The sequence below is a fragment of the Bacillus sp. FSL P4-0248 genome (assembly GCF_038593305.1).
Classification (GTDB): Bacteria; Bacillota; Bacilli; order Bacillales; family Bacillaceae; genus Bacillus; species Bacillus safensis.
The window spans coordinates 1,655,686-1,670,995 of the sequence record NZ_CP151983.1 but is presented as its reverse complement, the minus strand read 5'-3'; the positions used below and the strand labels follow the sequence as shown (position 1 = coordinate 1,670,995).

Annotated in this window: 14 protein-coding genes and 2 pseudogenes; 3 read left to right on the top strand and 13 right to left on the bottom strand. The window is 38.4% G+C overall.

The genetic code is table 11. The features are described from left to right. Positions 1 to 58: 58 nt before the first annotated feature. The 3 genes from NST65_RS08415 to NST65_RS08405 all read right to left on the bottom strand — a co-directional run bounded on the left by NST65_RS08415 (position 59) and on the right by NST65_RS08405 (position 2,700). Positions 59 to 193, bottom strand: coding sequence for a hypothetical protein (locus NST65_RS08415; RefSeq protein ID WP_254966822.1), 135 nt, complete (start codon positions 191 to 193; stop codon positions 59 to 61). After that, positions 194 to 1,303: a RapH N-terminal domain-containing protein gene (locus tag NST65_RS08410; protein WP_041117476.1), complete on the bottom strand. Its 1,110-nt coding sequence runs from the start codon at positions 1,301 to 1,303 to the stop codon at positions 194 to 196. Between the two features lie 557 nt (positions 1,304 to 1,860). Further along, the gene (locus NST65_RS08405; RefSeq protein ID WP_111927423.1) at positions 1,861 to 2,700 is read right to left on the bottom strand and encodes an SMI1/KNR4 family protein; all 840 of its coding nucleotides are present in this window, start codon (positions 2,698 to 2,700) and stop codon (positions 1,861 to 1,863) included. 182 nt (positions 2,701 to 2,882) lie between these two features. On the opposite strand from NST65_RS08405, the pseudogene NST65_RS08400 reads away from it, so the two are divergent. Continuing rightward, positions 2,883 to 3,139: pseudogene (locus NST65_RS08400) on the top strand (stress protein); the annotation flags it as partial. 51 nt (positions 3,140 to 3,190) lie between these two features. On the opposite strand, the pseudogene NST65_RS08395 reads toward NST65_RS08400, so the two are convergent. Beyond that, positions 3,191 to 3,289 (bottom strand): annotated as a pseudogene (locus NST65_RS08395) (hypothetical protein); the annotation flags it as partial. A 196-nt stretch (positions 3,290 to 3,485) separates the two neighbouring features. Between NST65_RS08395 and NST65_RS08390 the strand changes: the two are divergent. Continuing rightward, entirely contained in the window at positions 3,486 to 3,983 is a 498-nt protein-coding gene (locus tag NST65_RS08390; RefSeq protein ID WP_041117472.1) for a GNAT family N-acetyltransferase, read from the top strand. 341 nt (positions 3,984 to 4,324) lie between these two features. Here NST65_RS08390 and glnA read toward each other — a convergent pair whose 3' ends face one another. From glnA to spoVK, 5 genes are all read right to left on the bottom strand, one after another. Further along, on the bottom strand, positions 4,325 to 5,659 hold the full coding sequence (glnA, locus tag NST65_RS08385; RefSeq protein WP_025093273.1) for a type I glutamate--ammonia ligase: 1,335 nt from the start codon (positions 5,657 to 5,659) through the stop codon (positions 4,325 to 4,327). A 60-nt stretch (positions 5,660 to 5,719) separates the two neighbouring features. Then, the gene (locus NST65_RS08380; protein ID WP_034281940.1) at positions 5,720 to 6,130 is read right to left on the bottom strand and encodes a MerR family transcriptional regulator; all 411 of its coding nucleotides are present in this window, start codon (positions 6,128 to 6,130) and stop codon (positions 5,720 to 5,722) included. Positions 6,131 to 6,221: 91 nt separating this feature from the next. Then, entirely contained in the window at positions 6,222 to 7,502 is a 1,281-nt protein-coding gene (locus NST65_RS08375) for an aminotransferase class I/II-fold pyridoxal phosphate-dependent enzyme (protein WP_342489359.1), read from the bottom strand. 6 nt (positions 7,503 to 7,508) lie between these two features. Further along, entirely contained in the window at positions 7,509 to 8,780 is a 1,272-nt protein-coding gene (gene hflX / locus NST65_RS08370; protein WP_046311059.1) for a GTPase HflX, read from the bottom strand. Positions 8,781 to 8,901: 121 nt separating this feature from the next. After that, on the bottom strand, positions 8,902 to 9,861 hold the full coding sequence (gene spoVK, locus NST65_RS08365) for a stage V sporulation protein K (RefSeq protein WP_024424083.1): 960 nt from the start codon (positions 9,859 to 9,861) through the stop codon (positions 8,902 to 8,904). Positions 9,862 to 10,181: 320 nt separating this feature from the next. Here spoVK and NST65_RS08360 point away from each other — a divergent pair, with 320 nt between their 5' ends. Next, the gene (locus NST65_RS08360; protein ID WP_024427042.1) at positions 10,182 to 10,940 is read left to right on the top strand and encodes an N-acetylmuramoyl-L-alanine amidase; all 759 of its coding nucleotides are present in this window, start codon (positions 10,182 to 10,184) and stop codon (positions 10,938 to 10,940) included. 67 nt (positions 10,941 to 11,007) lie between these two features. On the opposite strand, the gene NST65_RS08355 is transcribed toward NST65_RS08360, so the two are convergent. From NST65_RS08355 to nrdI, 4 genes are all read right to left on the bottom strand, one after another. Continuing rightward, positions 11,008 to 11,625 (bottom strand): hypothetical protein, encoded by a 618-nt coding sequence (locus NST65_RS08355; RefSeq protein WP_046311057.1) that lies wholly within the window; start codon positions 11,623 to 11,625, stop codon positions 11,008 to 11,010. 84 nt (positions 11,626 to 11,709) lie between these two features. Then, the gene (gene nrdF / locus NST65_RS08350; protein WP_024424085.1) at positions 11,710 to 12,690 is read right to left on the bottom strand and encodes a class 1b ribonucleoside-diphosphate reductase subunit beta; all 981 of its coding nucleotides are present in this window, start codon (positions 12,688 to 12,690) and stop codon (positions 11,710 to 11,712) included. A gap of 17 nt (positions 12,691 to 12,707) precedes the next feature. Next, the gene (nrdE, locus tag NST65_RS08345) at positions 12,708 to 14,810 is read right to left on the bottom strand and encodes a class 1b ribonucleoside-diphosphate reductase subunit alpha (protein WP_024424086.1); all 2,103 of its coding nucleotides are present in this window, start codon (positions 14,808 to 14,810) and stop codon (positions 12,708 to 12,710) included. Then, positions 14,770 to 15,162 (bottom strand): class Ib ribonucleoside-diphosphate reductase assembly flavoprotein NrdI, encoded by a 393-nt coding sequence (gene nrdI, locus NST65_RS08340; protein WP_008360380.1) that lies wholly within the window; start codon positions 15,160 to 15,162, stop codon positions 14,770 to 14,772. Before nrdI ends, nrdE begins: the two co-directional genes overlap by 41 nt. Positions 15,163 to 15,310: the final 148 nt, after the last annotated feature.

Here is a 15,310-nt window from a genome sequence, read left to right as displayed (position 1 = left end):
TTACTAGAATACCATAAGGAGTCTTACACTTTAATCCACTTTATCGTTTTTTAACCAATTATCCTCCAGAGCTCCCTCTTGATGCGACGGTTTGGACATCATCATGTTGAGGTTGAATGAAACCATTTGTAAAGAAAAGTGTACCTAATGCTACCACAGCTATTGATAATGGAATAAAAAAAGACTTTTTCATTTAATTCACTCCTTTTCCTACAAATTGACTTGCATGTAAGGCTCTTTTATAGTATTTCAATGATTGTTGCAACAAACCTTTTTCCTCTAAATATTTCGCCACATCAACCAAGATTTCCTCTAAATCAACCCAAACTCTTCTTTCTTCAAGCTCTGCACACAAATTACTTATATTGGCTTGTTGAGTTTCATTTGTTTCATATAATAGTTCTTTTAACAATTTAAATTTAATTTGAAAAATGTGATGGTTCACTTGTTCCGACAAGGAAATGCCTAGATCAACCCATTCAATCACTTCATTGCTTTGATTTGATAATTCTATTCTGGCTAGTTCATATAAACATCTCATTTTTAATAACATTTGTTGCTCAATTTCTTCATAACTCAGTGTGCGTCTAAAAAATGCAGATGCTTTCTCAGCATTCTCTCTTTTGCTTTCCAAAAAACCCATGCTGTAATAGAGATGAATAATTAAATGATTGTCATTGATACTCCGGATCATGTTCTCTGCTTCATTAAAAAGTTCACTTGCTTTCTCATATTCAAATTGATCGATTAAGTTCAGCGCATGCAGCATTCTACAGTTAATTTGTCTTTTGATATATGATTCATGTGCATTAAATGTGTCACAAGCAATTTGAGCATGATATTTAGATAAGAAAGTCATTTTCAAATCATAAAATAGAACAGCTAATTTATAATGAAATTCTGCTTTTTCTATTTCATCATCAACATAGGCCAACTTCTTTTCAGCTATTCTGAAATAACTTAGCGCCTTATCATAATCTTGTAAGTAGTCATGATAGATCCCATTATAGAAATAGAAGTAATAGGACATGAGTTTGTTTGTCTTCTCTTCTTTTTCGTCTGGTGCATTCCTCTCAAAGAATGGCTTATCTAGGTTTTTGCTAATATTCTGAAGTTTCAGCTTAAGTCTAAAGCTTAATAGTTGATAGTACAAAAGAATATCTTGATTTTCTTCCATTTGTTCGATTGCCTTGTCTATGTCATCTTGCATTTCAATAGCTGCCGACAAATCCCCTTTTTGTATGGCAAGATTCCAGGTGTTTAACATGTTTCCTACCTCCTGAGAGGCAATTAATTCTGTCATCCCTTTACCCCCTTCAAAACAAATCCCTTGTATATTCTAACACGTGATTTACAACATATGTAAAGTGAGTCTACTCATAATAGAAATTTTCGGTATCCCGCAAATATGATAATAATTGAATGGTGTGTAATTAAAAGAGTTGGTTATAAGAGAGGAGCTGCCTACTTATTTCTTTTAGAATGACCGCCTTCATGTTTTAAAATTGATATAAAAAAGACCTGACTGAGTTTCAGCCAGGTTCATGAAGGGGTCAATCATATTCTTATCATAATGAAATCAAAGTAGTTAATTAAACATTTGTTCTCAACTACAAAAAGCTCAGCCCCCTTATTTTATTTGCCGATTGGTTTAATCGTACATCTAAAATTAGACCTACATATAGATAGAGATTCAAAGTTTCACAATCCTATTAACGGAAAAAGAGGCGTGGAATTCGTCATAAATTAACAGATATTTATAGAAAAAAATACAAAATTTAAATTCATCAGCTTTTTCACTTTTTCTTCTTTAGCCATTTCCGATAATTTCTCTAGAAAGGACAACTTAAGATCGTTCTACTAAGATAGAAATTCTGTTTCAATCGCAATATTTTCTCCGAGATTCACTAGTAGTGGGTTATCATTTTTTTCTAAAAATTTAACAATTTGATCCAGAATCTCACTAATTTTTTCGTTAATCGGCATATTTTGATTTAATAAGAAAATGCAGAGAATCGTATCAGCTACTTGATAAAGCGTATATTCATCTTTTGTATTTTCAATGTGATATTGCATCTTTTTAAAAAACCATTCAATTTCGTTCAAATCAACCATTGGGTAATATTGAATTTTATGCAGATTACCTTCATCAAGGACGTCCGATTCAAATATAGCTTCAAGTTCTTCTTTACTTAAATGATCTTCAGGAATTTCATATTCACCCTCAGCTGCTTCATCATCAACAGTATACTCAACTGTATAAAGCCCCTCAATGAATTCATCAAAGGAATCTGCTAATTTAAAGTCTTCTTCCATCTCAACATCAAAATAATGAATTGGAGGATTCTTTTTCGTTTTTCGATAATCCATCGCTACCCAAGTATGGCCATCCCCGTTAATCAAAACAAGCCCTTCTGACAACTCCCACTCTTTTATTAAATAGGCACTATCCATAATTCCTTCATCTTCAGCAATTCCCAGCAAGTGATTAAATTGAATGTGATCCTCAGCCCATGAATTAGAGTGATTGGTTGGAAAAGCATTATGAAATATATAACCACCATTTTGTTCTAATATGAGCTTTTTATATGTATCTGGCAAAGTGACTCCAAGTTTCTTTTCAGCCTTAGATATTTCTGATTCGTTGATCTTTTTTAACGTATAGTAACCTTCCTCGTCTATTTCCCAAAATGGTTTCAAGGTGAATACCTCCTAGTACAATATGCACATAAGTATACCATCCAGATGATTATTTTTAACAATTTAGTCAAAATAAAAGAATTAATTAGTTATTCACGCTGTCTATTTTTGTCGAAACAATAGTAAAAAGAAGGTACTTCATCTAAAATTTCCTTTGCACCTAAAAATCAGGAGGATCAATGATGAAGAAATTCTTTGTATTCATTTTTACTTGTCTCATTATGCTAACAGCTTGCCTTGCAGTAGCGCAGCATCTAATGAAAAACAGCTCACGACAGCCAATATTGAAGCTTTTAAAAATGCTGGCCTTGAAGCAGAAGAAAAACCATCTGCTCTTAAACAAAAAGAGTTTGGAAATATAAGAGAAGATGGAAAAAGAATTCTTATTCCTTCCTTAGGTGAAAATGCTGGTGGAAGGATTTTTAAATTCGGAAATGAATTGATAATAGATTAGAAGATCTTGATCCTCTTCCAATCTATCTATTTCTCATTCAACTTCCGCTTTCAAAATCTCTGCGTCTGGAACGCTGAATTGCCAAATCATTTTATACCATTCATTTATTTTCACAACTATAAAGACTAAGATAATTAGAGCACTTACACAGGCAAATAATTTACTACGTAACAGTTTTACTGAAAGTGAAATTGATTTATTTTATAAAATTATGAAAGAGTATGCTTATTGGATACAACGAATGTATAAGATTTTCTTGACAAATTATTGTTTGGGTTCTAAAATTTTATAGTTTAAACATTTTTTATTATATAAAGGAGTCCTAACTATTATGGTTATTTTAAGGAATGTTCAACTTGATGATTTAGATGAGTTATTAGTTATTGAAAATGAGGGTTTTTCCACAGAAGAGGCCGCTACAAAAGAAGCTATAATTGAGAGGATTCGATTAATAAATGATACTTTTATTGTCGCAGAAAAAGAAGGTAATATTGTCGGCTATATTAATGGACCTGTTATTAATCAACCTTATATTACAGATGATCTTTTTGAAGAAATTAAGGAAAATACCTCAAAAGGTGGATACCAAAGCATCTTAGGATTGGTCGTCTCAAAATCAGCTAGAAACCAAAGGATAGCAAAATTATTAGTAGAGAAAATGGAAGAACTAGTTAAAGAAAATAGGAGAGAAGGAATTACTTTAACTTGTAAGAAAGAATTGATTCCCTTTTATGAAAAACTTGGTTTTAAAAATCATGGAAGATCACACTCGCAACACGGTGGATTCACTTGGTACAATCTACTTAAATTAAGAAAAGATATGACTTGAAGTTTTCAATCTACAATACGCTTTATTTCATTATAAAAAAGGAGCTGTATAGGTTCCCTTAAATTTAGAAGTACTACGGTTAAAATAAAGAGCCTCTCAAAAATGACAGAGGCTCTTTATTATTTTAATTACAGCAATAATTAGACCACCTAAAGCTATAGCGCTAAGATAAAACGCACCATTTAATAAAATCAAACCCACTCTGCTTCGCAGTGTGAGCCTAAATTCATAACTTCAAATTTTCTTGTTCATATTTTGGTCAAAGACCAAAAATATTATTCCGTTATTTTTTGACCAAAATAAAAACCCCTGAAACCAATGGCTCCAAGGGGTTTTTATTATTAATACTGAGACATATACTGATCGCGTTCCCATGGGTGTACTTGAGTTCTGAACATATCCCATTCGATTTCTTTTGATTCGATGAAGTGCTCGAATAGGTGATCGCCTAGTGCGTTGATCATGACTTCGTTTGATTTCAGCAGCTCGAGTGCTTCTGCAAGTGTTGCAGGAAGGTCAGCGATGCCGTTTTCAAGGCGCTCTTCTTTGTCCATGACATAGATGTTTCTGTCAATTGGTGCTGGTGCTTCTAGTTTGTTTTTGATTCCGTCTAGACCTGCTGCAAGTAATACGCTTAGTGCAAGGTATGGGTTTGCAGATGGGTCTACGCTGCGCACTTCTACGCGTGTGCTGATGCCGCGTGATGCCGGGATACGGATCAATGGGCTGCGGTTTTGTGCACTCCATGCCACATAGCAAGGTGCTTCATAGCCAGGTACAAGACGCTTGTATGAGTTAACCGTTGGGTTTGTGACTGCGGTAAAGCTTGTTGCGTGCTTGACGATACCTGCGATAAAGTGTCTAGCCGTCTCGCTTAATTGTAAATCTGCTTTTTCATCAAAGAATGCGTTTTTACCATTTTTAAATAATGATAGGTTACAGTGCATTCCAGATCCGTTTACACCGAACAATGGTTTTGGCATGAATGTCGCATGAAGACCATGCTTTCTCGCAATGGTTTTGACAACGAGTTTGAACGTTTGAATGTCGTCACAAGAACGGATTGCGCCTGCATATTTGAAATCAATTTCGTGCTGCCCTGGTGCTACTTCGTGGTGAGATGCTTCAATTTCAAAGCCCATTTCTTCAAGCTCTAGCACGATATCACGGCGGCAGTTTTCGCCTAGATCTGTTGGTGCAAGGTCAAAGTATCCGCCTTTATCATTTAGTTCAAGCGTTGGCTCGCCTTTTTCATCTAATTTAAATAAGAAGAATTCTGGCTCAGGTCCAAGGTTGAAATCACTAAATCCCAGTTCTTCCATTTCCTTCAAGATACGCTTTAAGTTGTTACGCGGGTCTCCATCAAATGGTGTCCCGTCTGGCTTATAAATGTCACAAATAAAGCGTGCAACTTTACCTTTTTCTGCTGTCCAAGGGAAAATAACAAATGTGTTTAGATCTGGGTATAGATACATATCTGATTCTTCGATACGTACAAATCCTTCAATAGATGAACCGTCAAACATACATTTGTTATCGAGAGCTTTTTCTAACTGGCTCACAGGAATCTCAACATTTTTAATCGTTCCGAGAATGTCTGTAAACTGCAGACGGATGTACTTTACGTTTTCCTCATTTACTAATTTTACGATATCTTCTCTTGTGTACTTTGCCATTTCGTAAAACTCCTCCCCTACAAAAGGTAAAATGTGTATAGCAATGCTTTTGCTAATTGGTTAACGGAAGAACCTTGACATATCCCCCTGCCTAAAGGTCGTTCCTTGTTGGAAACGTCCAGCCTGAATGAGTTCCTTCTTCAGTAGCTTCCTGAGTTCATCATCTGTCAAGTTGTGCTTCGCTGTGGTTTTTTCCTCCGTCTTTGTAACAGACGATGGATTTTCTGCCTCAGCTTTGGCAAAAAGCTTTTTGATTCCTGCCATGTTTACACCTTGTTCGATGAGGTTTTTAATTTCTAGTAATTTATCAACATCATGAAAAGAAAATAATCGGCGGTTTCCATCACTTCTTGCTGGAAATACTAAACCATTTTCCTCATAATAGCGAATTTGTCTTGCAGATAATTCTGTTAGCTGCATGACAATCCCAATTGGGAATAAAGGCATTGAGCGGCGAATGTTATCACTCATCTCAACTGTCTCCTCCTCTTTGCTTAAATTTATTATATGTCATGTTATATTATGTGTCAACAAGATGTTAGGAATATTAACATGGATTTTTTTATTGAGCAGGTACTTCAATAAAACCTTGTTCCAATAAGGCATCGACAGCACTGCAAATCGCATTTTTCACATGGGCATACGTGAGTCCGCCTTGAACATAGGCAGTATAAGGCGGTCTGATCGGACCATCGGCTGATAATTCGATACTGGCTCCTTGTACAAATGTGCCCGCTGCCATAATGACATCATCCTCGTAGCCCGGCATATAGCTTGCATGTGGTGTGACGTGACTGTTAATCGGAGAGGCATACTGGATTGCCTGACAGAACGCAATCATTTTTTTAGGATCTCCAAATTCAACTGATTGAATCAAATCCGTTCTTTTCGCATTCCACGCTGGGTTTGTTTGGAATCCGAGCTTCTCAAGAAAACGAGCCGTAAATACTGCGCCTTTTAAGCTTTGAGCCACAACATGCGGCGCCAAGAAAAAGCCTTGATACATTTCCTGAAGCGTATACAGCGATGCACCCGCTTCACTGCCGATGCCTGGAGAAGTCATTCGATAAGAGCAAGCTTCTACCCATTTTTCTTTTCCAACGATGTAGCCGCCTGTTTTGGCAAGGCCTCCGCCTGGGTTTTTAATGAGTGAACCGGCCATGAGGTCAGCTCCGACATGACACGGCTCTTTTAATTCAGTAAATTCACCATAACAGTTATCTATAAACACAATGATTTCTTCATTCATCTCTTTCACAAATGAAATCATTTGCTCAATTTCTTCTATAGTAAAGGATGGTCTTGACGCATAGCCTTTCGAACGCTGAATGCCGATGACTTTTGTTTTAGAGGAAATCGACTCTTTTACTTTCTCATAATCGACGGATCCATCTTGTCGTAAATCAATGGCTTTGTAGTCAATCTGGAAGTCTTTTAATGAGCCTGTCCCTTCTTTCCCGCGAATCCCGACAATTTCTTCTAGCGTATCGTATGGTTTTCCCGTCATATAGATCAATTCATCGCCAGGTCTCAGCACACCAAATAAGGCAATGGAAATTGCGTGTGTACCGGAAATAATTTGCGGACGCACAAGCCCGCTTTCTCCGCCGAAGACATCCGCATAAATCTTTTCTAATGTGTCTCTCCCCATATCATCGTAGCCATATCCAGTCGTCGGATTAAAGTGAGAGTCACTGACTTTGTGCTTTCGATAGCTTTCAAGCACCCGCCACTCATTTTGTTCGCTCTTTTGATCAATTTGCTGATGCACGTGTAAAATCTCTTGTTCTGTTTCTGCTGCTGCTTGTTCTAAAATACTGCCGTGTTTTAATGTGTGAAACATCTTGATTTAATTCCTTTCCAACATATACTTCTTGATTTGACCTAAAATGGTCTGATCCTCACCACTATATCCGATGATGTCATATATCTCTGCTTCTTTTTGAAATTCTAGTGATTCCACAAGCGTTTCTGATTTTAATGCGGAGATGAGCTTCCCTTCATACGCTGGAATCTTTACATGATATGGCTTTAAAAAGGCTTTTTTCAGCTCGGCCATAATATCCGCTTTTAACCTTTTTACATCTTCTTTGCGCTTAGCACTGATTAAGATGTGGCGATGCTTTGAAGATGGGATGAAATCTGGTCTGATTTGATCTTCCTTGTTGTAAACAGTCAGCATCGGAATACGGTCGGCTTCTAATTCTTCTAAAAGCTCATGAACCGTTCGTTCGTGCCCTTCATAATCCTCATTAGAAGAGTCGATGACATGAAGCAAATAATCGGCTTCCTTCACTTCTTCAAGGGTGGAACGAAATGCGGCAATCAGTGTGGTCGGAAGGTCTTGGATAAAGCCAACTGTATCTGAAATCAGCACACTGTAGCCGGATTCTAATGTCATCTTACGTGTCATTGGATCAAGTGTCGCAAACAGCAGATCCTCTTCATGACTATCCGCTTCTGTTAACTGGTTAAACAAAGTTGATTTTCCGGCATTCGTATACCCGACGATGGCAATTTGGAACACACCATTTTTCTTCCGGCGTTCCCGGTATCTTGTTCGGTGTTCTTTGACTGCAGATAACTGCCCGTTAATTTCGTGAATGCGGTTTCGAATATGGCGTCTGTCTGTTTCAAGTTTTGTTTCACCCGGACCTCTTGCGCCAATTCCGCCCCCTTGTCTTGAGAGGCTGATCCCTTGTCCACTTAGTCTCGGCAGGGCATACTGAAGCTGGGCAAGCTCTATTTGCAGCTTCCCCTCTCTTGTACGGGCTCTTTTTGCAAAGATATCTAAAATCAATTGCGTACGATCAATAATTTTCACATCTAAAGCAGTCGCCAAAGCTTTTAGCTGGCTTGGAGAAAGCTCGTCGTTAAAAATAATGACATCACATTCGAGCTCCTCGCAAAGCACCTCAAGTTCTTCTACTTTCCCTTTACCGATATACGTTGCGCTGTCTTGTCTATTTCTCTTCTGCGTCATCACGCTGACAGCTTCACCGCCAGCTGTTTTGGTTAAGGAAGCTAATTCTTCCATTGAGTATTGGAAGCGTTCATCCGTTACATGCGGCAATTGACAGCCGACAAGGATCGCTTTTTCAGTCATTTCATGTTCATTCAACGTCAGTTGTTTCCTTTCTGTACTTAAGTTTTCAGTAGTACCATCATACCAAACACATCACACGTATACCACTATTCGGATGGTTTATTTTAGTGACTCTTTATAAAAAGGATACGCCATTTCAAGAAGGCGTATCCTCTTTCATTTGAAGATCGTGACTTTTAATGGTCAGCAGATCTTTTTTATCATAATGATCCACAAGAAGCAGTCTCATCGCCTGGGTTCGTATGGCTTTTTCAATGGTGTTTCGCACAAACCGGCCGTTGCTGAATTTTGCCGGGCTTGTGGTACTTTTAATGTGCATTAAATAATCCCGCAGCTTCCATTCGGCTTCTTGTGTAAATACATATTCTCTGTCTGCCATCATTCGTTTTGCAATATCCATGAGCTGATCGACTGTATAATCAGGAAAGCTGATGTTGATTGGAAATCTTGATTGCAGGCCGGGGTTTAAAGAAAGAAAATGATCCATTTCCTTGGAGTAGCCAGCAAGAATGAGAATGAATTCGTGCTGTTTGTCCTCCATATGTTTTACAAGGGTATCAATCGCTTCTTTTCCAAAATCCTTTTCTCCTCCGCGTGCAAGAGAATAGGCTTCGTCAATGAACAAAATACCACCTAGTGATTTTTTAATTAAATCCCTTGTTTTTTGCGCTGTATGACCAATATACTCTCCAACAAGATCACCGCGTTCTGCTTCAATTAAGTGACCCTTTGAGAGCACATTCATTTCAAAGAAAAGCTTCCCGACAAGTCTTGCAACTGTGGTTTTCCCTGTGCCAGGATTTCCTTTGAACATCATATGAAGCGCTTGTTTTCCTACCTTTAACCCTTGTTCCTGCCGTTTTTGATTAACAAAAATCCAAGCATAAATCTCTTTTATGTTTCGTTTCATTTCATCCATACCGACAAGGCTGTTCATTTCACGCTCTATTTCCCGTAAGATGCTGTGTTTTGCCTCATTTTTCTGCAAGGCTTCCAGGTATTCTGCCTCTGAGTCTGCATCAACCAATACTTGCTTTTGTCCGTTAAGTATAATATTGATTTGGCCGTTGTTTTTATATGTGACAGCTCGCTCCAACGTATTCACCTCTCGCTCTTCTCTCTTTATTCTATTCGGGTGGAGCTGTAATCGTGACAATCGCCCGCTTAAGCCCAAGTTTGCTGTCAAAATGACCCGAGATACCGAATATTGTAGGGGTTTCTGCGGTTTCCCAGGAAATGATGTGCTATTTCCATTGTATTCACCCCGTTTGGGCGGACAAACCAACAATTTGCTTTTTCTTAGAAAAATGTAGCTTTTTGATCACAAATGATGCAGAAAAGAGTCTCAATGATTTCCGCATTTTGTACAGGCAATTCTTCTATTTTCTCATAAAATAAAGACGAGGTGATGAATAGATGGTGAAAATTTTTATTGATCCTGGCCACGGAGGAACAGATTCTGGAGCTAGTGCTAATGGACTTTTGGAGAAAAATATAACACTTCAAATCGCGCTTTTATTGAGAGACATTTTGATTAGTGAATATGATGGGGTTTCTGTCCGCTTAAGTCGTTCAACTGACCAATCCGTCACTTTGTCCCAGCGTACGAATGCGGCAAACAGCTGGGGGGCAGACTATTTCGTGTCTATTCATATTAATGCTGGCGGGGGCACAGGGTTTGAAAGCTATGTGTATCCTGGCGTTTCAGCACCGACCACCACGTATCGCAATGCCCTTCATGATGAAATTGTCCGCTCGGTTGATTTTGCGAACCGCGGCAAGAAAACTGCGAACTTCCACGTTCTTCGAGAAACTTCTATGCCCGCTATTTTAACAGAGAATGGTTTCATTGATACGGCAGCTGATGCTAATAAGCTCCGCAACGCAACCTTCCTTCAAGGCATCGCTCGCGCTCATGCGACTGGTCTAGAAGAAGCCTTTCAATTGAAAAAAAAAGCAAGTAATCTTTATAAAGTGCAGGCAGGAGCTTTCAAAGTGAAAGCCAATGCAGATGAATTAGCAGCAACACTTAAATCCAAAGGCTTTGACGCGTTTGTTGTATTAGACGGCGGCATGTTCCGAGTACAGGCCGGCGCTTTCCGTACAAAACAAAATGCAGATGATCTCGTCGCAAGATTGAAGCAGGCCGGTCACGACGCATTCGTTTTCCAATAAGCTGAAGCTGTTGTAACGAAACAAACCGGCTCAAGTCTTCTGCTGAGCCGGTTTGTTGTGTATTCATTTACGCTAGGATGTTGACAACAAATTGAGACCATGTTTCAAGACGGTCGAAGTATTCAGGCTTTTTCAAATCGGCTGCTTTCATCCATTTTCCTGAGATTTGATCTGTTTCTTTTACTTCCACATGAGCACCCGGAGATAGCTCAAGCGCTGATAACATTCCGATGTGCACACGGCCGACACTGTTGTCATCGTCATTGATTAATCCAAGGGTTTTCATTTCAAGTTTGTCTTCTTCTTGAATAGAAAGTTCTTCGTCCAGCTCACGATCTGTATTTTCTTTTAGAATCTCAGCAAAGTTTTTTCCTTCGATGAAATTCATATGCCCCCCAAAACCAAGAGATAACTTATGATGTAAGCGAGTCTCTCCCCCGCCTTGAAGTCTTTCGTATACATACACTTCGTCCTCACGCTTAATCACAACATAAGGAATCGGCTGCTTGAAGTCAGGATTTTCTTCTGCATCGCCTCTTCGCATTTGCTCGAAGTGCTCTTCGATTTCTTTCATTATTGTGCTGATTGTTTTCTCTTCACTGTTCACACCATTAAACGCAAGTGTTTCGTTTTGAAACACGCGTGCGCGTGGTGCAACTAAAATGATTTCGTCCATTTTTCCCATGTTCGGTAACCTCCAGTATGTAACACATTGTTAGAAATGGCAAAAAGCCAAAACGAGTGATGCGTTTTGACTTTTACGCTTTTCTTATGATTCATCTCCAAAGAAGAAGTCGTCATCTTTTAACGGCTCAACTGTTGCTTTTTTGTAGCCGTTCCCTTTCATTGAGAAGAAGTCATGCGACTTTGTTTTTGTATTGAGTCCATTCAATACAATAGGATTGATCTCTTCTTCTTCAAAGTAAGGGGCAAATCCAAGGTTCATTAACGCTTTATTGGCATTGTAACGAATAAACTTTTTCACATCATGCGATAAATTAACTTGGTCATAAATATCTTCTGTGTAATGAAGTTCATTTTCATAAAGCTCGTTTAAAAGGTCAATAGAGAAATCATACAGCTCTTTTTGCACGTCAGGTGTTTGTTTGTTGTAAATTTCTTGTGCTAATAATCCAACATACACACCATGAATCGCTTCATCACGTAAAATTAAGTTGATGATTTCACCACTTTGCATGAGCTTTCCTTGTCCATAGAAATAAAGCGGGTAGTAAAAACCACTATAAAATAGGAAACTTTCTAAATAAACAGAAGCAACCATTGCTTTAAAGAGAGAAATAGGATCGTCCTTTTGAATCGAACGGTATAAACTGACAATCATATCTGCTTTCTTTTGCAGGAATTTATTCTTCTTGACCCATTCAAACACTTCACTGATCGTTTCAGTTGGTGCAAGTGTCATGAAGATATTGGAGTATGATTTCGCATGCACCGCATTTTCCATCATTGCCATAAAGTTTAGTACAGCTTTACGCTGATGGCCGTCCACATGTTCAGCAACAATCGGCATCCCTGTATTTCCTTGTTCTGTATCAAGTAAAGTCAGTCCAGCAAGTACCTTCATGTACGTATCTCGCTCTTTTTCACCTAAATATTTCCATGTTAAGAGATCTCCGTTTAAGGAAATCTCTTCTGGAAGCCAGAACTGCTTCACATTTTGGTTGTAAAACATTTGTGTAAAATCGTCTTCGTGTTTTGACCAGTTGGCTGCATCATAAATTTTTGTCACGTTAAACTCTCCTTTAATCAAACAACACAAGAAAGACAGCCTTCCTGCCCTGTATCCTTCGTTCTTGCATAATAAAGTGTCTTAATGCCTTTATGGTGTGCATAAAGATCGATGCGGTTTAAATCACGCGTTGTCATCGTATCTTTTAAGAATAGTGTAAAGCTGATTCCTTGATCGACGTGCTGCTGAATCGTTGCGATCATATCGACCACTTTAAACATGTCCATATCGTACGCTTCTTTATAGAAGAACCAGTTTTGTGCTGAAAGACCTGGCATTGGGTAATAGGTTTTGCTGTTGCCGTATGTTCTTTCTTCGATACGTTCCATAATTGGCATCACAGAGGCTGTTGCCGATTGAACATAAGAAATGGAACCTGTTGGTGCAATACATAAACGATAGCTGTGATACATGCCATGTTCCGCTACAAATTCTTTAAGTGCTGCCCAGTCTTCTTTTGTTGGAATGTGCATGCCTTCAAATAGCGCTGCTGCTTTTTCTGTTTTTGGTGTGAAATCATTCTCCACGTATTTATTGAAGTACTCACCAGTTGCATAGCCAGAGCCTTCATAACGATGGAATGTTTCTCCTTTTTCTTTCGCAAGCTCACTTGAGCGTTTAATTGAATAATAGTTCACCATCATAAAGAATGTATTTGCGAAATCTCTTGCTTCTTCACTTTCATAGGCAATTTGGTTTTGAGCTAAATACCCGTGAAGGTTCATCGCACCAAGTCCGATTGACTTCATCGCTTTGTTCGCTTTTCGAACAGCTGGTGCATTGCGAATGTCTGTTGTTTCAGACACAAGCGTTAGTGAGTCTGTTGCAAGCTTAACCGTTTTTTCAATCGATTTGTTTTTCATGACATTCATGATATTTAACGAACCAAGGTTACAAGAAATATCAAGACCGATTTCATCTTCTTGATCATAGTCCGTGTAAGAAGAAACCTCTGAAGCCTGAAGCACTTCTGAGCAAAGGTTTGAGAATTTCACTCGTGAAATATGGTTCAAGGCATGCTCTCTGTTTACATTATCTTGGAACATGATATATGGATAGCCTGATTCTGAGCGTAGAACAGCCAATTTTTCAAGAAGCTTCCTCGGATTGACTTTTTCTTTTTTGACTTTCGGGTTTTCTACAAGCTCGTCATACATTTCTTCCATGTCCATCTCATCAAGATGCTGTCCATATTCTTTATAGACTGTATGCGGATAGAAGGTATAAGCTGTTTTATCTTCTCTAGCAAGCTCGATAAATTTATCCGGGATGACGACTCCGATGGACAGAGTTTTCACGCGAACATCTTCATCGGCAGAGATTTTTTTCGTATCTAAGAAATCATTGATATCTCTGTGGAAAATATTCAGGTAAGCACTGCCTGATCCTTGTCTTTGCCCCATTTGATCTGCATATCTGAATGCATTATCAAGAAGCTTCATCACGCCGACGACACCTTTTGTCGCGTTTTCGACATCTTTGATTGCTTCGCCTTTTGCACGAAGTTTTGACAGGTTCAAACTGACGCCGCCGCCTAGTTTTGACAGCTGCATGGAAATATCAATCGCTCTTGAAATATCGTTTAGTGAGTCATTTACTTCAAGCAAGAAGCAGCTCACAAGTTCACCGCGTCTTTTACGTCCAGCGTTCAAGAAGGTTGGTGTACTTGGCTGGTACTCTTGATTGATCATCAGTTCTACAAACTCAAGTGCTTTTTCTTTATCCCCACCTGCAAAGAAAAGTGCTACAACTGAAATGCGGTCTTCATAACGTTCAAGGATTTTCTTTTTATCATTTGTTTTCAGTGCATAGTCATTGTAAAACTTAAACGCACTCATAAATGATGGGAATCTAAATTTTTTGGCATATGCAGCTTCAAAGACTTCTTTAATATCTGCCATGCTGTATTGTCTTAAAAATTCTTCCTCATAGTAGTCGTTTTCTATTAAGTAATCAATCTTCTCTTCTAGATTGTGAAAAAAGACCGTGTTTTGATTAATGTAATCTACGAAATAACTATGTACAGCTTCTTTGTCCTTATCGAACTGAAACTTTCCTTCTTTTTGAATCATAATCTCGTTATTTAATTGTATCCACTTTGGAACCTGATTTTGTGACAATTCTTTCTACCTCCTGTGTAAACAATTCAACATCCCTTTTTGTTCCGCTTAGTTCAAAGGTGTGCAAAATAGGAACTTGATATTGTTTAGAAATCGTATCGGCGCTTTTTGCAAAATTATCTCCCCACACTTTGTTGCCACTCACCGCAACACCTAGTAAAAGGTGAGCATTTTTCTCTAAAAAGGACTGAGTGGTACTAGGGACTTGTCCAAATCCTGTCGTAAAGGTGACGAGAATAAACGGCGTATCCAAAAACTCTTCTCCAGTCAATTTTCGTTTGTCTGTAAAAGGGGTCTTGTCCAAAAAGCGTTGAACATTTCCTGTTTTTGAATCAAATACGATTTGAATCAATTCCATCACGACCTAGTTTTTAGTATTGTTGATCATTTCGCTATTCACTATATATAGTATACTATGTTTTTTCAAAACACAACATATAGATGTTCGAAACGAAAAAAATCAACCAACCCGGCCGAACCTTCATAGCCGAACTCGTACG